The organism is Fodinibius sp. GM108, assembly GCF_058386985.1.
On the sequence record NZ_JBYEIR010000009.1, the window covers coordinates 1 to 22,565 of the forward strand.

Here is a 22,565-nt window from a genome sequence, read left to right on the forward strand (position 1 = left end):
TTAATTACTCTAATATGTGCTATATGGAATAGCGGCGAATCTTACGATCCGAATCACACCTCCCGGTTTGACCGGGACAAAAAAGCCGCTTGACACTTGAAAAAGTCATAGCATTCCTTTCCCCCGAATCCTCGGGACAGGCAAAGGCCGGGCATAGGGTAGGCCTATTCGTCCATCGCCTTGGCTTCACTCCGGATAGTAGCAGCCAGCGTTTTAAACGCTTCATTTTTCGACAAATAAGCCGTAGCCCCCGCATCACGCATGCTATCTATCACCTCTTGCTGATCGTGCAATGACAATCCAATAACACGAACCTCAGACATAAAAGATAAAATCTCTTTCGTGGCCTCAATACCATCAATCCCGGGTAAATTAATATCCATAACGATGATGTCCGGGGATGTTTGCTTTGCTAACTCTATAGCTTCCCTGCCATCACCTGCCTCAGCGACAACCTTTAAATCACTTTCTTCATCCAGAATCTTTTTAAGTCCCCGCAGCACCATCTTGTGATCGTCAACGAGCATCACATTGATTCTTTTGTCAGATACCTCCTCTCTTGTATCTGTATCTGCTAAGGCTGCATAGGTACTATCTTTCTCCTCATCATCTTTAAGAGGAGCAACAAGCACAACCCTCGTGCCGCTATCAGGCTCTGATTCGATTTCAACGGTGCCGCCAAGAAGATCCAGCCGTTCGCGAATATTAAAGAGTCCGAATCCGCTGGCTTTATTGGGATCATATATATTTTGTTCAGGGTCAAAGCCTTTGCCCTTATCCTCTATAACAATAGTTATCTGGTGATCGGTGCGTGACATTTCAAGCCATGCTTTTTCGACCTTTGCATGGCGAATGATATTAAAAAGGACCTCTCTTACACACTGGAGCAGGGTAATACGAACCTCTTCACTGGCTCTTTTCGGTTTACCATCGTCCTCTATTATTACATCGAGATTATGTTTTTTCATCTTTCTAGCCACCCACTCAATAGTAGCCGTCACATCTTCTTTATCAAGAGAGGGAGGTGGTTTCAAATCCGTCATCAAATCACGGGCATAGCTTAAAGCATCATTTATTCCCTGTTCAATTTCTTTTACTTCTTCTGAAAGAGATTTTGGTAAATTTCTTTGTTGCAGTGATTCTACTTTCATCTTGTTGACTGCAAGCATCTGCCCCAGATTATCGTGAATTTCAGCAGCTAACTTGTGGCGCACCTTTTCTTCGGCTTTGCTTAACTGAGAGGCCAGCGATCGCAACTGTTCCTGATAGGATAACAGAGAACGGGTGCGCTCTTCGACGCGTTCTTCGAGAGTTTTGTTTATTTCTTGCAGATTCAGTTGGGCTTGTTTCCGTTCTGTTACATCCTTGATTGCCAGAATGAATGCCTTATCTGTCTTCTCGGAAAAGGTAAATGAGGCAGCCGTAAAGCTTAGATATTGTTTGGTGTTATTGAATTCTCTTTTCAATTCCAGGAAATCCGCGGGATCTGTCTTTCTTGTAGCAAGACTCTTCTTCAAAAGACCTTCTAACTTTGCTGCTTCTCCCCCCCTGAAAAATTGTGTTAGCGGCATTCCCAATACTTGAGCTTCGCTTTTTCTAAAGATGGATGCCGCTTCTTTATTCCATCCCAGCAGCTTACCCTCTGTGTCTACGATGGCTATGCCGATGGGGGCGATATCCATCAGCTTATTAATAAATCGTTGACTTAGTGCCGACTTTGTGGAAGAGAGATCAAACGAGATCTTTGGATTCGACTCTGTAACAATATCACGGTATTTGGCAGCTTGCCTGCTGTTGGTTAGGATTTTATTCAGCTCTTCCTTTAACTGTGGCTTGTTTGTTTCATCAAGGCAATAAACATCAACTCCAATAAAAGGAGAAAATTTTATCGCTTTTTTGAGAGAGTCATAATCACCGGATTTGGCAAGAACAATGATAGTGGCATTTTCATTGAAAGCATGCAGCCGCTGAGCACTCTGCACAGGATCCTGAACATCACTGCCGATCACAAAGGCAATAATTCGTCCTTCTTGCTCTTTTTTAGTTAAATTCCTGGAACTTTCTACAGATTTCAGGCGGAGATCTCCTTCTTTGACTGACTCAGACAGCAGGTACTTCAGGTTTTGAGATTTGACCTGAATAAGACAAACAAGCTCTTTTTTTGTAGAAGTTTTCTCTTGCACCATCATTTAGTCCCCCAGAAGTGGAATATCCAGAATTTCTCTTCCGGCCCAGGTTCGTAATAAATCGGTTGGCGGTGCCATCACGTGAGAAGCTCTTGCATCCCTCAAAAGTCTGCCGATTTTGCCCCCCTTTGCATAAGCTTTGCCTCCCATCAAAGTCATAACCTCATTAACCACCTCCACAACACATTCAGAAACATCAGCCTTGGAACTCATAAGAGACAGAAGCGCTTCGGAGGCGCCGGCATCACCTTTGGCAGCTGCGGAATAAGTAAGTTGACGGACACTTTCTACTTTTCCCCAGAGTTCACCCAGCCGATGTTGTACTACTGTTTGATGAGCTAATGATTTCCCACTGTGTGTATGTATTCGTTGTTTCAGGTGATTGGCAGCTTCGTCAAGAGCTGCCTGGGCAATGCCTATATAGGTTCCTGCCATCGCTATTAAAAAATAGGGTACAATCACTTCAAAAACGTACCAGAGCTGGTCCCCCTCTTCTCCCAGCAAATCTTCTTCAGGGATATAAAGATCATTGATTTCCAGCGTTCTGGAGGCATTACCTTTCATTCCGAGACCTTCCCAGTGATCCGTCCATTTAATGTCTTCAGCATCATTAGGAATAACCACACATGAAAATTGACCAACCGGTGTATCGGGATCAGGGGAGACAGCCGAGGCCACATAAGAATCGGCATACCCGCCGTTGGTAACAAATGATTTGGTGCCGTTTAAAATGTATCCGTCATTTTTTTCTGTAAGTTCGGCCTGCGGAATATAAAAATTTGATCCTGTCCCCGGTTCACTCAATGAAAGGGTAGTAAGGTGTTCACCTTTTGTAATGGGAACCAAATATTTTTCCTGCTGTACCGGTGTGGCTTTTGCAGCTAAGACAGCAGAACCTACAAGATGCATCCCGAAACAAAGCGCTGTTGAAGCACATTGTTGGCCAAGGGCTTCACAAACTCTTACAACTTCTTCAAGCCCTTTACCGTGTCCGCCGAATTCCGATGGGACTACCAGTCCGCCCAGTCCTGCTTCTTGTAGTGCTCTGATCGATTTTTCCGGCCATTTTTCTTCTTTGTCAACTTCCTCGGCTCGTGGAGCAAGCTCTTCAAGGGCAATAATTTCTGCTCGTCCTATAAGATCTTCTGAGGCAATTGTACCTTTCATTTTAAAAGACTTTTAGTATTCTGAAATGGAATAATTTCTAACAGGGTAAAAAAGTGATTGTTTCAATCATGTTTTTATTAACGGGATATCAGCTAACGCGAGAGAGTATTATAAATTTTCTAATAGAATTTGTATTCGATATCAGTTTGAGTCACGGACTCCAAACCCCTGTTTTTGTTTAAGATAGTTTTTCCCGACCCTAAATAAAACAGTGAAACAGATGACCTGCAAATATTCCCTTGAAATTTGGAGTTATTCGGAAGCCTTTTGGATTCTACGCATATCCACTAAAGGAGACCTGTCCGACCCCCGGCGTGATCCTTCTATTCCGCTACGCTTCACCAAGCGAGCAGAGGGGGACGAACTCAGCTGTCTTCAGACAGCTTTGGTTTTTCTTCATAGCCTGGTCCTTTCAAGGCCGGACACCTTGGAAGGCTACATCAAAAAGCTTTCTAAGAATGTCATTTCGATCCGACGGTCAATCCCGCTCTCTTCACTCAGGAGACATTGTTTTCGAACAACGTTGGTGTCATGGTGAGCGAAGGGAGTGAAACGACCGCAGTCGAATCCATCCCCCTGAAATAGATCGCAGCGTGTGAGGGATAAGCCTTTTTGATTCTACGCGAGTCGATTAAAGGGGACCTGTAAGACTCCGGCGTGATCCTTCTATTCCGCTATGCTTCACAAGCGGGGGGATATAAACTCAGCTGTCTTCAGACAGCTTCGGTTTTTTCCTTCATAACCCGGTCCTTTCAAGGCCGGGCAGAAATGCTAAGTATCAATAAATATAAAACGTTCTATTAAATGGTCGGGAAAGATTCACGACCTACATAAAATCCTAAAGACGCACCGCGTCTGAGATATTTATATTGGATACTGCTTATTTATTAACATGAGACTTCGGCACTTGCCGATTTTCCATTTGCATTAAGCCATACCTCTGTATCAGTATCAAAAGCAGCAGCAAGATGGTTGGCTCTGAGTATTGTAAAAGGAAGTCGTCCTTCCAAAAGCCCCCTTATCTCGGAAAGTGGCATGCCCGAAATTTCGGAAAACTTTTGAGGAGAAAGATTGTGTTGATGTAGTTTTTTCTTGAGTAGTCTGCGGGGTGTTTGATGCATCTGTCGTTTGTTTTTGCTCTCTGATAACTTTAAGTAGTATTTCTGTAGATAATAGTAAAAGTATTTATCCTTTCTACCGCCTTGGCTGAAAAAGTTCCATCAGACAATAAAAAAGCCCGCTTAAAAAAGCGGGCTTTAATATACCAAAATCTTGGCTAAAAGTTACTTATAATCAAGGCTGCGTACGTCAACAGCACTTAAGCCTTTATCAGTTTCTTCGACGTCGAATTCTACATTCTCTCCGTCTTCCAGACCTTGATTATAGTCTAAATTTTCTACGTTGTTACGGTGGACGAATACATCTTTGCTTCCGTCCTCAGGCTCGATAAATCCGTATCCTTTTTCAACATCGAACCATTTAACTTTACCTTGTTGTGACATGTGTACTAGTATTGTTTTATACACCTCAACTTATCCGTCCATCGCGACGAGTGTGGTTAACTACGCCTTTTTGTAGGACTTCCTTCTTGAGGTGGGAATTAAAATTATATTATAAGATACGACTAACTTAATGGAATGTCCATTACCTTTTTTGTTTTTGTAGTTATTTGCTTTGGCAGATTTTATGCTTTATCAACTAGAAGACTGAACCATAAGGTGAAAGTATAAATTTGAATTAATCATGCTACCGCATCAAATTATCTGAAATTGACAGACTGGCTTTTATTTAATATCTAATAAAAAGATTTTCGAATTTTATTCAGCAAGGGAATGGGATGGATTTTAACTTTCTGAAAAATGAGTAGTCGGTTAAGTTTATAAATAATATTACGATAATTGTTGTGGATGCTGGTGGCTCTTGTACTTCTATAGTGATCGGAGCTTTGAGGGGGTATTTCTCTATCAGTTTAGTTAGATAGGCAAGGCATATCGCCGTCATCCCAGGTGTCACAATAAAAAAGCCGTGTTCTTGCATCAAGTTTATAATAGAAGGGGAACGGCTCATTACAAAATTAGGGGTATCAAGTGATAAATTACTCGGGTATGAAAATACGTATTTGGCTATCGGGTCTGGCGGCAATGTTAATTTTCGTGGCTGTCGGCATGTTTTTTTGGCCCACCGAGCGAAATGGGACGCCCAGTAATGTACTGGAAGAGTTTGAGGCCGACCCTGTTCAAACAAAAATCGAGCGCGGCAAATACTTTTTCCAACTGCTCCGCGATCCTGCGACCAATAGCATTCCCGACAATATTCGATCACGGGAATTGAAGCACGCCGAACAAGTGCGGGGCGGAGGAGGATTGTTACGGAAAGGCCAGGCCGCCCAGCAAGAACCGGATATTTCCTGGCAATCTGCCGGTCCCACAGATCTCGGGGGACGGACCAGAGCGCTGGGTATCGATCAGCGTAATTCTGATATCATCTTAGCTGGTGGCGTTTCTGGTGGTATGTGGAAAAGTACCGACGGCGGAACTACCTGGCAAATGAAAACGGATCCCAATCAGAATATGAGCGTTACCAGCCTGGCACAGGATCCGACCAATCCCGATACTTGGTACTATGCTACAGGTGAATATCCGTTAGGTAATTCTGCATCGGACCGAGGTAATACTGCCGGTTATTATGGAACGGGAATCTACAAATCGACTGATAATGGAGAAACATGGTCTCTGCTATCTTCAACCGAAGATACCGATACAAGCTGGAATAGCCAGTTCGATTATATATCACGTATCATTGTTCATCCACTGAATGGTAATGTATATTTTGCATCGAATGGTGTGGGCATCTATCGGTCTACGGATGGCGGGAATAACTTCGAAAGGATTTTTGGAGGTCCTTTGGGCGGTCATCGTTATGTCGATATAGTTGTTGATAAAAATGGTAATCTGCTTGCAGCACTTTCCGAAAATGATGCTGGAAGTACACCAGATAACACTCCCGGAATTTACCAGTCAACGGATAATGGTGACAGCTGGACTGATGTAACACCTTCTGATTTCCCATCTGTTCATGACCGTACTGTTTTGGCTATTGCTCCCTCGGCCCCCGATACCGCCTATGTATTTTCATATGAAGGCACCGGATCAGGGTCTGATGAGGATGTAAGCTTTTTTATGTTGGATTTCGCCAATGATACCAGTGAAGACCGCTCTGATAATCTTCCGGATTTTGGTGGATCGGTAGGATTTGTAAACACGCAGTCGAATTATAACATGGTTGTATCGGTGAAGCCGGATGATCCCGATTTTGTGATGCTTGGAGGGACTAACCTTTTCCGTTCCCGTGATGGATTTGCGACTGCTCCGGCAGATACTGATAACGACGGGCTGTCGGATGACAGTGAAAAAGATGAATATTGGATTGGCGGATATGCCAAGGCAAATAATGTATCGCAGTATCCTCAGCAGCATCCCGACCAGCACGTTATAGTTTATAATCCTGACAATCCGGATGAGGTGTGGAGCGGGCATGACGGGGGATTAAGTTTGACAAATGATATTACGGCCTCGGCTGTTACCTGGCAGGGTAAAGACGAGGGCTATGTTACGGGGCAGTTTTATACGGTAGCTATTCCTGCTGATAAAGATGATGATCGGTTCTTGGGAGGCACTCAGGATAATGGCACGCCGTTTTTCCGATTTAGCAGCGACAATGGACAGCTAACTGATATGCTGGATGTTTCTTCCGGTGATGGGGCCTATGCTTTTTGGGGAACAGATTATGTTTATGTTTCCACCCAAAATGGAAAGGTAACTCGAATAGGCATTGAATCGGACGGCGATTTAACTTCACCCTATGATGGTTCAACGAATACGGATTGGAGTGATATTTATCCATCCAATGCCCAAAATCAGCTTTTTATTCATCCTTATGCCATTGATCCGAACGATGAAGGAATTATGTATTACCCGGGCGGCAGTACCATGTGGCGCAATACTAAAGTTGATGAGCTGCCCAGTGGCATTTCAGGAGGAGCAACGACAGACTGGGAGAGTCTTGAAGCTTTTTCAGCCTCGGGATATACCGTATCAGCACTTCAGGTAACAAAGTCACAGCCGACAGACAGGCTGTATTATGCGGCTTATAACAGCTCCGGAGTACCCAAAATATATTCTGTAGAAAATGCCTCCTCGAGCTGGGATCCGGTTGAAATTTCTATTTCCGGTGCATCAGCCGGTGCATATGTCCACGATATAGCCATAAATCCTAATAATGGAGATGAAGTGATAGCAGTAATGTCCAATTATAGTATCGTTGGGTTGTACCACTCAACAGACGGCGGGAGTAATTGGACGGCTATCGAAGGAAACCTTGAAGGAGATTCTCAAAATCCGGGTCCTTCGCTCAGAAGTGCCGCTATTCTACCCACCTCTTCAAAACCTATTTATTTTGTCGGTACCAGTACAGGTGTCTATTCCGCTGCTTCGCTTTCGGGAGGTAGTACTTCCTGGACACGAGAGTCTGACGACGGTTCATCTGGAAGCATTGGATATTCGATTGCTGAATATATAACATCACGTCCCTCTGATGGAACTATTGCCGTGGGAAGTCACGGCCGCGGCATTTTTATGGGATCGGTCGGATCTGCAGAAAAGGATCCCAATGATACTACGCCACCTGCGAGTCCGAGTGGACTCATAACGGAGTCTGCTGATAGTGATATACAGATAGCGTGGGATGCTAATACTGAAAGTGATCTTGATAAATATCGTATATATCGCGGGAATGATGTTGACGAGCTGGCTCTCCACGACAGCACCACATCTTCTTCAACAAGTTTTCAGGATACAGATACCGAATTCAAAACGTATTTTTATCGGATTACGGCCGTAGATGTAAATGGAAATGAGAGTGATTCTTCCAATGCAACAGCTGTTGTACGCAATTACCTGACAGTTGATGATCAATGGAGATTAGTTGGGACGCCGCTTACCGAATCTGATGCTGCCGGGGTGCCGGGGAATGCTGACGTATTTAGTTTTAACGGGGCTTACCAGGTGGCCAACAGTTTTGATACAAAGAATGGATTCTGGGTAAAAAAAGCTGAAAAAGATAGTATAAAGTACAATGGCGCTGCTTTTACAGAGGCAAGTATTACTCTTGAATCGGGGTGGAACCTGATAGGAGGTATCGCGGATACGATCTCTGCTACAAATATCAGTGATCCGGATGATGTTCTCAGCAGCTCTCCCATCTATGAGTATAACGGTGGTTCTTACGATGAAGCCGATCAAATCAAGCCGCTGACCGGTTATTGGATTCATGCGGATCAAGCTGGAGATATTAGGTTGGCAGTTAAGGGAGGATCATCTTCGTCATCGAAAGAACGGCTGGCCGAAGCCCGGCAATCTATGGACAAGCTCGAGTTTAGACAAGGCAAGGCTGCACAACTATTTTATGTGACAGGTGGTTCAGCGGAAGGGGATGAGCGCAATATGTTCAGAATGCCTCCCCAGTCGCCGTCTCCGATACTTGATATCAGGAGTACTGACGGTTTTCGACTAGCTTCTGGTGAAAAAACAGAACTTAAATTGACGGCGGAACGCTATCCGGTCAATGTGAAACTGTCAGAGCATGCTACCTCAGACTATGCTCTGAAGGGTGTTTCAAACCAGGATACAGTGGTATATAAACTATCGCCGGGAAAAGAAAAATCAATCCAGCATCCGCATGATAAGTGGTTTATCGTTAGTGCCTCATCGGATCAATTAATAACTGAACATGACCTCCTGCCCAATTATCCCAATCCTTTTAATCCAACTACAAATATCGTTTACAAGATAGCGTCGCAAACACATGTCTCTCTTTCGGTATATGATGTTCTCGGTCGCCGTGTACGCACATTGGTTGATGAGGTTCAGGAACCGGGGCGGTATGCTAAAACGTTTGATGCGCGAAATTTATCCAGTGGCACATATTTTATCAGAATTCAAGCGCAGGATTTCAGTCGTGTCCAACAGATGACTTTAATAAAATAATTTGTTCCATGAAGATTTTGCTTCGACTTATATCTGCTTTATGCATAAGCTTTTTGCTGTTATCGTGTTCGATTCTAGGCGGGGATGATACCCCGGAGTATTTATTTAAGGCAGAGGTTAAGCCGGCTGATGGTGGAACTGTTTCACCGGATTCGATCAGGATTGAAGAAAATGAAGAAGTATCGGCAGAAGCTATACCTGCGGAAGGGTACCTTTTTGAGAATTGGACTGGGGATATATCCTCAGATGAAAAAAAGCTTAGTTTCGAAATTACAGAAGATACTGATGTGACAGCTAATTTTCGGGAGATAAGCTCTCGTTACGAAGTGGAAATGACCGTTGCGGATGATACAGACTCAATGGTTTTAAAATTTGGGCAAAACACTAGCTCGTCGGATGAATTCGATGAAAACAATGATAAAGAATCTCCGCCCCCTCCGCCTGAAGGTTCACTTCATAGTTATTTTAAAAAGTCAGGCAGCGATCTTGTTTATGATTACCGCAGTGATAAGGACCTAAACCCGGTTTGGGATATGCGATATCAGATGGGCAGTGGCAGCACATTAAAGCTCTCATGGAATATTAACATAACTTCAGTAGAAGGGGATTTGACGCTGAGTCATGGAGAAACTTCAACCACCGTAGATATGACTAGCGAATCCAGCGTCGATATATCCGTTTCTGATTCTGGCAGCGTGACTATTGAATATGAAGTTGGAAATTAAAACTTAGCTAATCTCATCTTAATTTATAATTTTAGTTCCCGAAAACAGTTGACAAGGTATAAGAATAATCTGGTTTTTAATTTATAGTAAATGGGAATATGGTGAACCAGAAAAGAGTATCAATATTTGTAGGTCTGTTGTTGATAGCAGCCGGGATTATATATTATTTTTCTGAAGATTCTTCTGAATCTTTGGATGAAGAGGGAAATTATACGGCAGCCCATGTCGACAGCCTTGCTGACGATAACCGACCCTCTATCACAGCCCGCCGTGATACTGTGCTGGAACCTGTTGGAGAAGGCTTGCCGCCCGGAACGGCCTTGATTCGAACCACGGTTCTTTCTGTTGAAGATGATCAGGGAGAAATACAGGAAATTACTGTACAAGTTGAGGAAGTGTTTGGATATGGTTCTGCCACACCGCCCATTACTACAGATACCAAATTCTCATTCGAAGTCTCTCACTACTTGGAGCGAAATCCTGATATTACTGATAAGATAAAAGTTGACGGTCAAATACAAATACTGGTTAGTCATCAAGAGGGGATGCAAACAGCGAATTCTGATAAAAAACAGCGCTGGTCATTTGTAGAGTTCAGATCAGAGAAAGAATGATGTAGCAATGAAAAGCAACTAGTGTTATCTCGATGCCGTTCACCTGAATCCAATCTTTGCCTCTGGGGAAAAGCCATTGGTATAACCTATTAAGATTTTGTCATCGTGAGGGATCCCGTCGGCAGTCGGGAGAGGGAATTTTAGATTGTCATCCCGAATCCCGGTTGTGGGATGAGGGATCTCAAATCTATTAAAGAAACAAGCTTTGTGCCTGATCAAAAGCCCTATCAACGGTTGAGATCCCTCGTCTCTTCGATCCTCGGGATACGACAAATTCATTAGAGCTATTTCCTGTACAGGTTGCTTACCTCTATTTATTTTTCTCTCGTTCCGAAGCTCCTGCTTCGGAACATCCCTGAAGAAGCTCTGCTTCTAACAGATAGTTACATTCCCCATCTCATCCTGTTCTACTCCCACTGTCCGCTGTCACACTGCTCACTGTCAATTAGATCCAGTGAGACTTTTTTTGATATAAATTTTATCTGGGTTATCATTCAGCAGAGACGATTATAATAAAATTTATCACAAAATATTTTTAAAGTATAAGCAGGTAAAAGAGGTGAATAATATGAAGTTAAACAAAATTATACTCGCTATTGCTGCATTTGCAATGTTATTGGCTGCGGCTCCCCAGGAAAGTTTATCTCAAACAAGCATTGGTGCATCATACGAAATACGTGATGAAGATCCCCAAAACGGTTATGGTGTTCGAATTGAACGCCAGCTACTCGGAAAAGCGCCGGTGGTAAATTTGGGTTTGCGGGCACATTTCAGCTATTTTAGTGACGAAAATAATATTAGTTATGATCAAAATGGCACATCATATTCATACTCGCAGGATATCACTACATATGATTATGGGTTGGCTGCTGTTGGCGGCGTTTCTGTAGGAGTCATTGATCCATATATCGGATTAGGACTGGGAGCAAGTACACTGGATATATCCAGAGATGATCTGAATTCTGCTCCTTTTGATGAAGAAGCCGATGACAGCTCTATTTACTGGAATGGCTTTGTCGGGGCAAAGGTAAGTGCCCTGCCTATTCAACCTTTTGTAGAATATCGTTTAGAAGACGTGGCAGATTATGAAGACGAACTCAACGACGTGAGAAACAGCAACGGTCGTTTAATCTTCGGAGTTTCTCTTTCTTTCTAAAAACGTACTAATTTGTACTGGGCGGACGTTAAAAACGTCCGCCTTTTTTATTTGACACATAAAAGGCCCCGGAGTTAAGATTGGTAAATAAACAAACATTCCTTTATTTGAATGATAGGCGGTATTGCGTTTGTTATATTTTAGATAACAACCCGTGGAGTACATAACGCTCTAATAAATCATGGCAGATACAAAAACGACATATAATATAGATTTAGACGATTATGTTTTAGATTCGCCCCAGCAGGAGGATCTGGAGCAGCTGTTAAAGGTATGTCGCGAAAGTCTTGAGGATGTTGATGAAGAGATGATTTCTCGGGCCTTTAAGCTCTGCTATGCATCTCACAAAGGTATTGAGCGGGCTTCGGGCGAACCTTATTACTATCATCCGGTGGCGGTAGCCAAAATTGTAGCATCGGAAATAAATATTGATGATGTTTCTGTAGTAGCATCACTATTACACGATACGGTTGAAGATACCGAAGTAACACTCGATGATATCAAAGACAAGTTTGGAGACACGGTAGCCCATCTGATCGATGGCGTAACTAAGATTTCGGGTGTCTTCAAAAGTCGCAATACCAAGCAGGCCGAGACCTTCATGAAGATGCTGCTGTCGATGGCAGAAGATATCCGGGTGGTGCTCATCAAGTTTGCCGATCGCCTCCACAATATGCGTACGATACAGCATCTTCCGCGCGAAAAACAGATGCAGAAAGCTACCGAAACAATGGAGCTTTATGCGCCGCTGGCGCACCGGTTCGGACTCTTTAACATAAAGAGTGAGCTCGAGGATCTTTGTTTTAAGGTCATTGATCCAAATTCGTATAAGTTTATTGCCCGAAAATTGCGCGAGAAAAAAGAGGCCCGCGAGGCTTTTATTGAAGAATTTATGGAGCCGATCGAGGACGAGCTGGATAAACAGGGCTTCACCTTTGAGATGAAGGGACGTCCCAAGCATATCTATTCTATCTTCCGCAAAATGCAGCGGCAGCAAAAACCCTTCGAAGAAATTTATGATCTGTTTGCAATTCGCATCATTCTTGAAGAACCACATACCAAAGAAGATTGCTGGCGTGTTTACTCAATAATAACCGATTGGTACACACCCATTCCCAAGCGTTTTCGGGATTTTATTTCGGTGCCCAAGGCTAACGGTTATCAGTCGCTGCATACGACAGTGATTACCAAACAGGGCCGCAAGGTAGAGGTACAGATCCGTACGCGGCATATGGATGATATCGCTGAAAAGGGAGTTGCAGCGCACTGGAAGTACAAAGAAGGAAAGAATGGCGGTTCCGAAACCCTTGAGAAATTTGTCCATTGGGTACGTGATATTTTGGACAATCCGCGTCCGGATGCGGCCACAGAATTTGTAAAAGATTTTCAGCTGAATCTGTATCAGGATGAAATTTACGTTTTTACCCCGGACGGCGAATTACGCACCCTACCACAAGGGGCAACACCTATCGACTTTGCCTTTGATATCCACAGCGAAATCGGAGAACGAGCTATTGCAGCCAAAGTCAACGGAAAGATGGCGCCGCTGCGTCAGAAGCTGGATATAGGAGATCAGGTTGAAATTATAACAGGTAATAAAATTAATCTGAATCCCGACTGGATCGATGATGTCGTAACGCACAAGGCAAAATCGAGAATCCGGCAGTATATTAAACAAAAAGAGCGACAAACAGCCGATGAGGGACGCGAAATCTGGGAAAAAAGAGCAAAACGCGGCAATGTTGAGATTTCTGAACAAGATCTGATGCGTGTAGCTCAAAAGCTCAAATTCGACTCTACACAGGATCTGTTCTACGACATTGGAAAGGGCTCATTTGACGTCAACGAACTCTATAACGCGGTTAAGCAATTTACAAGCAAGGGACGTATTGATGATCAGGAAGAGGAGCAACAGGTCGATCCCGTTTCGGAAGAAGAGATCCAGAAAACATATATCAATGCCGCGCGTTCAGTTAGTGATGAAAAGGCGCTGATAATAAATGGCGAAATAACCAATGTAAAATATAGTTATGCTAACTGTTGCAATCCTATACCGGGTGATGACGTGATCGGTTTTATCAGTAGAACGGGAGATGTTAAAATTCACCGTTCTAACTGCAAAAATATCCATCATCTTATCCAAACCGACGGTGAACGAATTGTCGATGTATCTTGGGCAAAAAATATAGATTCCAAATTCCTGGGAGCCGTTAAAATTATTGGTGAAGATCGGGTGGGAATGATTAATGATATTACTGATGTCTTGTCCAAATCCCTTGAAACAAATATGAAAAGCATAAATGTAAATAGTGATAGCGGTATGTTTGAAGGAATACTGACCGTTTATGTTGATGACATTAATCATCTGGATCGGATTATAAAGAAACTCCAAAAAGTAGAGGGGGTAAAGAGCGTCTTTCGTTATGAGTAAGTCCTTGTTTCTAATAAAATTCCAAAGTGATAAGTTTTTAACTCTCATAGAAAAGTAATATCATTTATTACATAAAAATAGGGCTTTAATTTACCCCAGCCCATTTTGAGGGTTAATAAATATCACAACAGACTATGATTACTTATACGAAAAGAGACATTGTCCGCCGTGTTGCGGAAGAGATGGATAAGCCGATGGTGAGAACAGAACCATGGGTGGAAGCCGTACTGGTAGCATTACGAGAGACGATGATGGACGCCGATCCTACGTGTCGGATCGAATTGCGTGATTTTGGTGTTTTTGAGGTGAAGAAAACGAAGGCGAAGCCGAAGGCACGCAATCCCCGTACAAACGAGGAAATTTACGTGCCTCCGCACCGGAAGACACATTTTAAACCAAGTAAGTTACTTAAACAATTTTTAAAACAGCCTCTCGATGAAGAGGAACTAGAAGAAATGGAAGACTAACAGTGGCACAATATGGAAGACTTGTCGGTATCGATGTTGGAACTAAATGGATAGGACTGGCACGTACCGATTTATTACGAACGGTAGCAAATCCCATCGGAACATATCATATCGAAGACGTATTCGATAAGCTTCAAAAACTTGTCGATGAAGAACGGATCGAAAAATTTGTGGTCGGCTGGCCGCTTACCCCCGGTGGTTATGAGGGAAAAGCAATTAAAATGGTAGAAGAATTTATTACCGAGCTTGAAACTTATTTTCCCGATATTGAAATCGCCAAAGTTGATGAACGTTATACTACAAAAGAGGCCATACGCGCTATGGTTGAGGCGGGAGTGCCGAAGATGAAGCGCCGGAAGTCCGAGCGTATAAATCAGGCTGCTGCTGCAATTATCCTACAAAAATACATAGAAAACCTACAGTCGAATAATGTCCGTGTTACCGATCGTTACGTATGACGACGATGTGCTTCGTAAGAAAGCGAAGCCCGTCAAAGAAAATTCCGAAAAAATCCAGACGCTTATCGACGATATGTTCGATACGATGTATAACTCTGATGGAGTGGGTCTCGCCGCTCCTCAGGTGGGGAGATTGCTTCGGATCTTTGTGGCTGATGCTGATCCTATGGCCAAAGAAGAGGAGAACCAATCAAAAGTCGGCGCCAGGGCCTTTATTAATCCGGAAATTACTTTTCAGGGAGATGAAGAAGTCGAAATGGATGAGGGATGCCTGAGCATACCCGGTGTTAATGCCACTGTTACACGTCCACGAACCATTGTTGTCAAATATCTGAGTCGTGATTTTGAAGAGCAGGAACTGGAAGTAGACGGCTGGTGGGCGCGTGTCATTCAGCATGAAAAGGATCACTTAGACGGTATTTTATTTTTAGATCATCTTTCCTTTTTTAAACGAAAGCTGCTTAGTTCGAAGTTAAAAGAGATTGCAGAAGGAGAGGCAGAGATCGACTATCCTGTGGTATCAAAAAAAGCCCATACCAAATAGCGACTGACTATGCGCATTGTTTTTATGGGATCTCCTGACTTTGCAATTCCGAGCCTGGAAAAACTGCACGACTCATCCCACGAAATAGTGTCGGTTGTAAGCAATGTGGATAAACGGCGCGGAAGAGGTTCTTCTCCTTCGCCCACACCGGTAAAAAAGAAAGCTCTGGAACTGGGTCTGCCTGTCATAACAGTTGAGGAACTGGATGATCCTGCGTTCTACAATAAGCTGCAGACTTTGAATGCCGATCTTTTTGTAATTGTGGCTTTTCGTATATTGCCAGCCAATCTTCTCGAACTGCCAAAAAAAGGAGCTATAAATTTACATGCTTCGCTGCTGCCAAAATACCGTGGTGCTGCTCCAATCCATTGGGCCATTATGAATGGTGAAGAGAAAACCGGCTGTACAATTTTCTTTTTAGAGGAAGAAGTGGATACTGGCAAAATTATAAAACAGCAGGAAACGGAAATCGGTCCTGACGAAACGACTGGTGATCTTTACAAGCGACTAAAGAATATGGGTAGTGACTTATTGGTCGAAGCAGTAAATGAAATTGATCAGGATAGTTATAAAGTGCGATCTCAAAATCACGAAAAAGCTACACCGGCTCCTAAATTATTTACTGAAGATTGCAAAGTTGATTTTAATCGCCCGGCTCCCGAAGTACATAATAAGATCCGGGGATTAAGTCCGTTTCCCACCGCATGGGCCAAGCTCGACGGGCTTAAATTTAATATGTATCGCTCTGAAGTTGGACCGGATAAAGAGCTTTCTGTAGGACAAATGGAAATGATTGGGGACGAGTTACATGTTGGCTGTAAATCGGGAACATTAACACTAAAAGAAGTTCAATTACAGGGAAAACGACGCATGAGCGGAAAAGATTTTATGAATGGATACAGCGGAACAGGTATGCTTCATTAAGATTACAAAAGCCGTGCATTAAATCGTATTATAAACAAATTCCTATTGGATTAAAGGAGGCTTTTTATGGAACAATCACCACTATTAAGGGCTGCAAAAGAAGGAGATATAACCAGGCTTAAAAAACTGGTTCAAGAGGGCGAAGAGGTAAATCAAACCACCAAAAATGGAGCTACCCCTCTTATCATTGCTGCGGAAAATGATAATGAGGAGATGGTCACCTTCTTGTTGGATTATGGTGCTGATCCCAATAAAACTACTTCGATGGGGGGTACAGCTTTGAGTCGTGCTGCCGAAAACGGAAATTTGTCTATTATAAAACAATTGCTCGAGCATAATGCCCAAACGGATGATCTATCACTTATTGCAGCTGCCCGCGAAGGGAAGCTGGATGCTGTAAAGCTTCTTGTGGAGCAAGGCGTCAACGTTGATGTTCAACAACGCTGGGGACAAACGCCGTTGATGCTTGCAGCACGCGAAGGACATTCTATGGTCGTAAAGTATTTGTTGGCTAACGGTGCTGATGTTAAAATCCGGGATAAAAATGAAGAGTCAGCGCTAACGATGGCAGAGGATAATGAGAATAATCAAATTGCAGCAATGCTTCGCAGAGCGGGTGCCAAAGCTCCGGCAACCAAGGATCCTGACTTGGATTTGGATGAGGAAAGCGAAGAAGACCTGATTGATCAGCCGGATTTTGAGGAGCTGGATGAGGAGTTTTTAGATGAAGATGAGGGGAATGATGATTAACACGTCTAAGTTATTAAGTGTTTACATAAGTTAGTGTGAACTGTTATTTTAACCTGAAAGTTTTCTCAATAATTAAACTCAAACAGAGCAATCAAGGATAAATATTTATGGCAAAGATTAACGTAGGTATTAACGGTTTTGGACGTATCGGAAGGCTGGTTGCCCGTTCGGTACTAGCATACCACCAGGATGAAATAAATATTGTTGGTGTTAACGACCTGACGGATACAGAGACGCTGGCGTATCTGTTTAAGCGAGATTCTGTACATGGTACTTATAATGGAGAAGTAAGTGCCAGCGAAGATTCTATTACAATTGACGGTATGGAGATTGGTGTTTCATCCGAGCGTGATCCTGCAAACTTAAAATGGGATGAGCGCGGAGCTGATGTTATTGTTGAATCGACAGGATTATTCCGTACCAAAGATGATGCTGCCAAACACCTGGAAGCCGGCGCTGACAAGGTAATCATTTCTGCTCCTGCCAAAGGTGGTAAAGATGTAAAAACTATTGTGTTGGGCGTAAATGGTGACGAAATTGACGGCAGTGCTCAGATCTATTCGAATGCCAGCTGCACGACCAACTGTCTGGCTCCGATGGTGAAAGTACTGGATGATGCTTTCGGTGTTGAAAAAGGCTTTATGACAACAACCCATGCTTATACCGGCAGCCAAAATATTTTAGATGGCCCACATAAAGATCTGCGGCGCGGTAGAACAGCTGCACAAAACCTGGTACCTACTACTACCGGTGCAGCACAGGCCGTTGGATTGGTACTGCCTGAACTCGACGGGAAACTGGACGGCAGCGCGATACGTGTGCCAGTAGCTGATGGATCATTAACAGACCTGACAGCAATTGTAGAGCAGGATGTATCTGTAGATGAAGTTCATGAGGCTTTTCGTAATGCGGCTAATGGTCCTATGAAAGGCGTCTTGCAATATTCAGAAGAGGAGCTGGTATCGACTGATATCCTTGGTAATCCCCACTCTTGTATCTATGACAGTGGTTTTACCAAAACTGATGGTAAACTCGTAAAGATACTTGCCTGGTATGATAACGAAGCAGGCTATTCTGCCCGTACTGCCGATCTGATTACTAAGATCGCGTAGTTAATTTAAACTTTTGCCCGCCGGTTTTAGGCGGGCTTTTTTAAATGTGATCCCCTTACGAATAGTTACCTGTTAAAAAGCGGTCTCAAAAAGTAGAGAAATATCCCGTGCACCAGTACTGAAACAAGCACCAGAAATCCTGTAGTAGCCCAAAGCTGTTCGTTATTTCCGAAATTTGCTTCTTGCAGGCCGAAAGCAAGATAAAAGAATGATCCTACGCCCTTCATCCCCATAAAGGAGACAACCCATTTTTCTTTTCGACTCATATCGGCATTGAAAAGAGCTAAACGCCCAAAAATCGGACGAATTATAAAGATAAAGGCTAGTACCAACAGAACAGCTTGCCAGTATAAAAAGTCGAACATATATGTGACGGAATAGCCTCCCAGGAGAAAGAGTATAATAGCCAGTAAAACTTTTTCTATCTGTTCAATGAAATCGTGCATCTCCTTATGAAAATCATGCTCTCTCTCGAAATGCTGCAGGGTAAGTGCGGCTGCAAAAACTGCAATAAATCCGTAAGCATGAATAGCTTCTGCCAAACTGTAAACTAAAAAAGTGCAGGCGATAGCAAGAAATTCTCTGCGAACTAACGGAAGTCCATATTTTTCGGGTAGCGTAAACAGCAGGTAGGCAAGAACTCTGCCGAGTATAAATCCAAAAACACCACCAACGCTGATTCGATAGAGAACATCAAAAAGTACCCAGTCTGTCATCCATTCGCTTTCAGCAAAACCGTAAGAGGCAACAAGTATGGCTAACCAGGTGAAGGGGAAGGCCATTCCATCATTAAGCCCTGCCTCGGCAGTAAGGGAAAAAGTTACGGGATGCTCTTCGCTTTCGGTTTCTTCAAAACCAACTTGAACTTTATCAGCTATAACGGGATCAGTTGGAGCAAAGACAGCACCCATAAGTAAGGCAGAGGCAGGTAGGAGTCCGGCTAACAACCAACCTGTAAAAGCCACTGTTAGAATACAGCCTATCATTGTAATCAAAATCATAAAGAAAGGGACTTTGTAATTTGAAAGGGTAAAAGGTTTATTAATTTTAAGACCGGTACCCATTAAGCTTAAGATGACGGCTAGTTCGGTAAGATGGAGAATAAGATTATTTTGAGCATTGGGGTCAGGATCGGGCAAATTGAAAGGTAAACTATAAAGTAAAGCGCCCAGCACGACCATAATCATGGGAAAACTGATAACCTTGTCTTCCAGCTCGATGGTAAGCCAGGCTATTAAAAAACCGATAAGTCCCAGGAGGAATAAGATCAGATTATAACTCTCCATGATGCAACTCTTGGTGAATGTTTTATCATTTGGATGATAAGTGAGAGTGGATTTATTTAACTCAATCGTGCTGCTTGCTGTTCCATGATCATAGATTTAGGTATTGAAATGAATCTACTGTTGTAATTAGGTAAGAAAGTTTCGATTTTTGGTACTCGAAATTCGGGACGTAGCGCAGCCAGGTAGCGCACCACGTTCGGGACGTGGGGGTCGCTGGTTCAAATCCAGTCGTCCCGACTTCAGGGTCAGACATTGTCTGACCTTTACTTTTTAAATAAGATCTCAGAACGATGATTGATTGGAAACAGGTAAATAAATATGCTGCAAACGGTAACCCGGAACCTCCGCGGAGGGTGGAGAAATCGGATGAGGAGTGGAAGAAAGAGCTTACTGATGAACAATTTTATGTAACCCGAAAACATGGTACCGAACAGCCCGGGACGGGCGAATATTGCGAATCTCACCAGCCGGGGTTATATGCCTGTGTCTGTTGCGGAACTGAGTTATTTGATTCGAGCGAAAAGTTTGAATCCGGATCAGGATGGCCTAGCTTTACCGAGCCTGTTGAAGATAATGTGATTCGTTATGAGGAAGATAACAGCTTGGGCATGCATCGTGTTGAGGTGTTATGCAATGTATGTGATGCTCATTTGGGTCACGTTTTTCCGGATGGTCCCGAGCCTACGGTACTGCGATATTGCGTAAATTCAGCATCTCTGCAACTGATTGAAGATAGGTGAAAAGAACACGGATTAAGCGAATCAAATCGCGGATTGCCGCGGATAAGCATGATTTTCTTACCACGAAAACACCAAAACACGAAAGTAGTAGCCACGGATTTGCTCTCTGCCATATCTTTCTTCAGTCGCTCAGCGGCTGAAGACTAAAATAACGCTCTGCGTTCTGTCACCTATTTTAATTAGAGAAAATCGTTTTACGGCGTAACATACCTGTCCCGACGCGGAGCCCAACTACGCTAAAACTACGAAGGGCAGACATCGGAACGAGATAATTGATATTTTGTGTAAACTTTCCCGACCATTCTATAAGTAGGGTTGTACCTTTTATCCATCGGATGGCAAATCCAGCCACCCGATGGAGAAGCATGCTTACTGGGGGTTTGTGAGCCGGTAGGTATCCTTTTGTTCGGGGGTACGACCCTCTCACAACCTAACTTTCTTTTGACGTCATTCCGACTAAGCTCCGAAGCATTCGGAGCGCATGGAGGAATCTATCGTGGCAGTGAAAGGATTTTTGCCAATTTAGATTTCTCTCCCGACTGCTGTCGGGAAGGAACGGGATCCAGAGGGGTTGAGCGTGAGGCAGCGAAGATGTAAATCTGACTTCTTCTGTAGTCATTGCGGTCCCGATGAGTAGCAGTTCTGTATTACGAGCTCGGGAATTAATTCCCGCATTAATAAATTGTCTCACTACTCATTCCTATCCTTAATATTGCGGAACCGACTCATCAATCTCCTCCGACCAGGCAAGGATGCCGCCCTTCAGGTTGTACAGATTATCGAATCCATACTTTTCCTGAAGCTCTTTAATAGCATCAGCACTGCGTTTTCCGCTTCGGCAGTGTACCACCACCTTTTTGTTACGGCTTATTTTATCCGCATTATCGGCTACGGTCTTCAGCGGGATGAGCTCTCCACCAATCTCGGCTATCTCCACTTCATGCGGCTCACGCACGTCAATAAGCTGCACATCTTCACCGCGGTCCAGCCACGATTTATACTCCCGAACTGTTACTTCTGGTACATCTGATTCTTCCTGCTCTTCTTCACCATTGACAGAAGGTACGCCGCAGAAAGCTTCATAATCGATAAGTTCAGTAATTTCGGGATTTTCGCCTGTTAATGGATTATCTTTATTCTTTTTCACCTTCACTTTTCGCGTGCTGAAATCCTGGGCATCAAACAGAAACAGTTCACCCGCAAGAGGGTCTCCAATCCCCGTAATGATCTTGATCACTTCACTGGCCTGCAGGCAGCCAATGATTCCCGGAAGAACACCCAAGACCCCGGCTTCGGCACAACTCGGCACCAAACCCGGAGGCGGAGGCTCGGGGAAGAGATCGCGATAGTTAGGTCCGCGCTCTCCTTTTTCATTCACATAGTTGAATACCGAAAGCTGTCCCTCGAACTGAAATATTGAGCCATGCACATTGGGCTTATTCAGCATCACGCAGGCATCATTAATCAAATAGCGCGTGGGAAAGTTATCGGTACCGTCTGCCACCACATCATATTCTTCAAGGATTTCCAGTGCATTATCGCTGGTCAGTCGCGTTTCGTGCACTTGAATATTAATATGTGGATTAATCTCCTGCAGACGTTCTTTTGCCACTTCAACTTTCGGACGTCCCACATCAGATGCGCCGAAAAGAACCTGCCGGTGCAGGTTACTGGCCTCTACTTTGTCGAAATCAACGATGCCGATAGTGCCGACACCGGCAGCAGCCAGGTACTGCAGCATCGGAGCACCGAGTCCGCCAGTACCGACAGCCACTACTTTGGCAGCTTTCAATTTCTTCTGTCCTTCCATACCAAATTCCGGAATCGAAAGATGGCGGCTGTAATGTCCAAGCTCATCCCCGGAAAATTCAATGTCCTTCCAATTAATCATAGTGATCTATTTTATTCTGTTTTTGAATTTTGAACCGCCGAACAAGGAATGATGAATTTCGAAATTCAAA

General features: G+C 43.6%; 18 protein-coding genes and 1 tRNA gene. 13 read left to right on the forward strand and 6 right to left on the reverse strand.

Going from position 1 to position 22,565, the window contains the following annotated elements; translation table 11 throughout:
* Positions 1 to 164: 164 nt before the first annotated feature.
* The 4 genes from ACT3ID_RS15645 to ACT3ID_RS15660 all read right to left on the reverse strand — a co-directional run bounded on the left by ACT3ID_RS15645 (position 165) and on the right by ACT3ID_RS15660 (position 4,855).
* Complete coding sequence (locus tag ACT3ID_RS15645) at positions 165 to 2,189, reverse strand: response regulator (RefSeq protein WP_491542991.1); 2,025 nt, start codon at positions 2,187 to 2,189, stop codon at positions 165 to 167.
* Entirely contained in the window at positions 2,190 to 3,353 is a 1,164-nt protein-coding gene (locus ACT3ID_RS15650) for an acyl-CoA dehydrogenase family protein (RefSeq protein WP_491542992.1), read from the reverse strand.
* 887 nt (positions 3,354 to 4,240) lie between these two features.
* Positions 4,241 to 4,474, reverse strand: a complete 234-nt coding sequence (locus tag ACT3ID_RS15655; protein WP_491542993.1) for a hypothetical protein — start codon at positions 4,472 to 4,474, stop codon at positions 4,241 to 4,243.
* Positions 4,475 to 4,636: 162 nt separating this feature from the next.
* Positions 4,637 to 4,855 carry a cold-shock protein gene (locus tag ACT3ID_RS15660; RefSeq protein WP_491542994.1) on the reverse strand — a complete coding sequence of 73 codons (219 nt, stop codon included), beginning with the start codon at positions 4,853 to 4,855 and terminating at the stop codon, positions 4,637 to 4,639.
* A gap of 603 nt (positions 4,856 to 5,458) precedes the next feature.
* Here ACT3ID_RS15660 and ACT3ID_RS15665 point away from each other — a divergent pair.
* From ACT3ID_RS15665 to gap, 11 genes are all read left to right on the forward strand, one after another.
* Positions 5,459 to 9,397 carry a T9SS type A sorting domain-containing protein gene (locus ACT3ID_RS15665; protein WP_491542995.1) on the forward strand — a complete coding sequence of 1,313 codons (3,939 nt, stop codon included), beginning with the start codon at positions 5,459 to 5,461 and terminating at the stop codon, positions 9,395 to 9,397.
* Between the two features lie 8 nt (positions 9,398 to 9,405).
* Positions 9,406 to 10,122, forward strand: a complete 717-nt coding sequence (locus tag ACT3ID_RS15670; RefSeq protein WP_491542996.1) for an InlB B-repeat-containing protein — start codon at positions 9,406 to 9,408, stop codon at positions 10,120 to 10,122.
* Between the two features lie 98 nt (positions 10,123 to 10,220).
* The gene (locus tag ACT3ID_RS15675) at positions 10,221 to 10,736 is read left to right on the forward strand and encodes a hypothetical protein (protein WP_491542997.1); all 516 of its coding nucleotides are present in this window, start codon (positions 10,221 to 10,223) and stop codon (positions 10,734 to 10,736) included.
* A gap of 568 nt (positions 10,737 to 11,304) precedes the next feature.
* On the forward strand, positions 11,305 to 11,892 hold the full coding sequence (locus ACT3ID_RS15680; RefSeq protein WP_491542998.1) for a porin family protein: 588 nt from the start codon (positions 11,305 to 11,307) through the stop codon (positions 11,890 to 11,892).
* Between the two features lie 181 nt (positions 11,893 to 12,073).
* Positions 12,074 to 14,323 carry a RelA/SpoT family protein gene (locus tag ACT3ID_RS15685; protein ID WP_491542999.1) on the forward strand — a complete coding sequence of 750 codons (2,250 nt, stop codon included), beginning with the start codon at positions 12,074 to 12,076 and terminating at the stop codon, positions 14,321 to 14,323.
* Positions 14,324 to 14,457: 134 nt separating this feature from the next.
* Positions 14,458 to 14,790, forward strand: a complete 333-nt coding sequence (locus ACT3ID_RS15690; RefSeq protein WP_491543000.1) for an HU family DNA-binding protein — start codon at positions 14,458 to 14,460, stop codon at positions 14,788 to 14,790.
* Between the two features lie 2 nt (positions 14,791 to 14,792).
* A complete protein-coding gene (ruvX, locus tag ACT3ID_RS15695) occupies positions 14,793 to 15,248 on the forward strand; it encodes a Holliday junction resolvase RuvX (protein WP_491543001.1) in 456 nt (151 codons plus the stop codon).
* Positions 15,220 to 15,792 (forward strand): peptide deformylase, encoded by a 573-nt coding sequence (gene def, locus ACT3ID_RS15700; RefSeq protein WP_491543002.1) that lies wholly within the window; start codon positions 15,220 to 15,222, stop codon positions 15,790 to 15,792. Before ruvX ends, def begins: the two co-directional genes overlap by 29 nt.
* A gap of 9 nt (positions 15,793 to 15,801) precedes the next feature.
* On the forward strand, positions 15,802 to 16,716 hold the full coding sequence (gene fmt, locus ACT3ID_RS15705; protein WP_491543003.1) for a methionyl-tRNA formyltransferase: 915 nt from the start codon (positions 15,802 to 15,804) through the stop codon (positions 16,714 to 16,716).
* 66 nt (positions 16,717 to 16,782) lie between these two features.
* Positions 16,783 to 17,466 carry an ankyrin repeat domain-containing protein gene (locus tag ACT3ID_RS15710; protein WP_491543004.1) on the forward strand — a complete coding sequence of 228 codons (684 nt, stop codon included), beginning with the start codon at positions 16,783 to 16,785 and terminating at the stop codon, positions 17,464 to 17,466.
* Positions 17,467 to 17,573: 107 nt separating this feature from the next.
* Entirely contained in the window at positions 17,574 to 18,578 is a 1,005-nt protein-coding gene (gene gap, locus ACT3ID_RS15715; RefSeq protein ID WP_491543005.1) for a type I glyceraldehyde-3-phosphate dehydrogenase, read from the forward strand.
* 65 nt (positions 18,579 to 18,643) lie between these two features.
* On the opposite strand, the gene ACT3ID_RS15720 is transcribed toward gap, so the two are convergent.
* On the reverse strand, positions 18,644 to 19,864 hold the full coding sequence (locus tag ACT3ID_RS15720) for a cation:proton antiporter (RefSeq protein ID WP_491543006.1): 1,221 nt from the start codon (positions 19,862 to 19,864) through the stop codon (positions 18,644 to 18,646).
* Between the two features lie 163 nt (positions 19,865 to 20,027).
* Between ACT3ID_RS15720 and ACT3ID_RS15725 the strand changes: the two genes are divergently transcribed.
* Both ACT3ID_RS15725 and msrB read left to right on the forward strand, forming a co-directional pair.
* Positions 20,028 to 20,101, forward strand: a tRNA-Pro gene (locus tag ACT3ID_RS15725).
* Positions 20,102 to 20,154: 53 nt separating this feature from the next.
* Positions 20,155 to 20,604, forward strand: coding sequence for a peptide-methionine (R)-S-oxide reductase MsrB (gene msrB, locus ACT3ID_RS15730; protein WP_491543007.1), 450 nt, complete (start codon positions 20,155 to 20,157; stop codon positions 20,602 to 20,604).
* 706 nt (positions 20,605 to 21,310) lie between these two features.
* Here the strand turns inward: msrB and moeB are convergent.
* Positions 21,311 to 22,495 (reverse strand): molybdopterin-synthase adenylyltransferase MoeB, encoded by a 1,185-nt coding sequence (moeB, locus tag ACT3ID_RS15735; protein WP_491543008.1) that lies wholly within the window; start codon positions 22,493 to 22,495, stop codon positions 21,311 to 21,313.
* Positions 22,496 to 22,565 lie beyond the last annotated feature (70 nt).

Coding starts and splice junctions, on each gene's coding strand:
- ACT3ID_RS15685 (WP_491542999.1), top strand. CDS start 12,074: ATGGCAGATACAAAAACGACATATAATATAGATTTAGACGATTATGTT.
- msrB (WP_491543007.1), top strand. CDS start 20,155: ATGATTGATTGGAAACAGGTAAATAAATATGCTGCAAACGGTAACCCG.
- ACT3ID_RS15665 (WP_491542995.1), top strand. CDS start 5,459: ATGAAAATACGTATTTGGCTATCGGGTCTGGCGGCAATGTTAATTTTC.
- ACT3ID_RS15655 (WP_491542993.1), bottom strand. CDS start 4,474: ATGCATCAAACACCCCGCAGACTACTCAAGAAAAAACTACATCAACAC.
- ACT3ID_RS15720 (WP_491543006.1), bottom strand. CDS start 19,864: ATGGAGAGTTATAATCTGATCTTATTCCTCCTGGGACTTATCGGTTTT.
- ACT3ID_RS15650 (WP_491542992.1), bottom strand. CDS start 3,353: ATGAAAGGTACAATTGCCTCAGAAGATCTTATAGGACGAGCAGAAATT.
- ACT3ID_RS15675 (WP_491542997.1), top strand. CDS start 10,221: ATGGTGAACCAGAAAAGAGTATCAATATTTGTAGGTCTGTTGTTGATA.
- ACT3ID_RS15645 (WP_491542991.1), bottom strand. CDS start 2,189: ATGATGGTGCAAGAGAAAACTTCTACAAAAAAAGAGCTTGTTTGTCTT.
- ACT3ID_RS15670 (WP_491542996.1), top strand. CDS start 9,406: ATGAAGATTTTGCTTCGACTTATATCTGCTTTATGCATAAGCTTTTTG.
- fmt (WP_491543003.1), top strand. CDS start 15,802: ATGCGCATTGTTTTTATGGGATCTCCTGACTTTGCAATTCCGAGCCTG.
- def (WP_491543002.1), top strand. CDS start 15,220: ATGTCCGTGTTACCGATCGTTACGTATGACGACGATGTGCTTCGTAAG.
- ACT3ID_RS15660 (WP_491542994.1), bottom strand. CDS start 4,855: ATGTCACAACAAGGTAAAGTTAAATGGTTCGATGTTGAAAAAGGATAC.
- ACT3ID_RS15690 (WP_491543000.1), top strand. CDS start 14,458: ATGATTACTTATACGAAAAGAGACATTGTCCGCCGTGTTGCGGAAGAG.
- ACT3ID_RS15680 (WP_491542998.1), top strand. CDS start 11,305: ATGAAGTTAAACAAAATTATACTCGCTATTGCTGCATTTGCAATGTTA.
- moeB (WP_491543008.1), bottom strand. CDS start 22,495: ATGATTAATTGGAAGGACATTGAATTTTCCGGGGATGAGCTTGGACAT.
- gap (WP_491543005.1), top strand. CDS start 17,574: ATGGCAAAGATTAACGTAGGTATTAACGGTTTTGGACGTATCGGAAGG.
- ACT3ID_RS15710 (WP_491543004.1), top strand. CDS start 16,783: ATGGAACAATCACCACTATTAAGGGCTGCAAAAGAAGGAGATATAACC.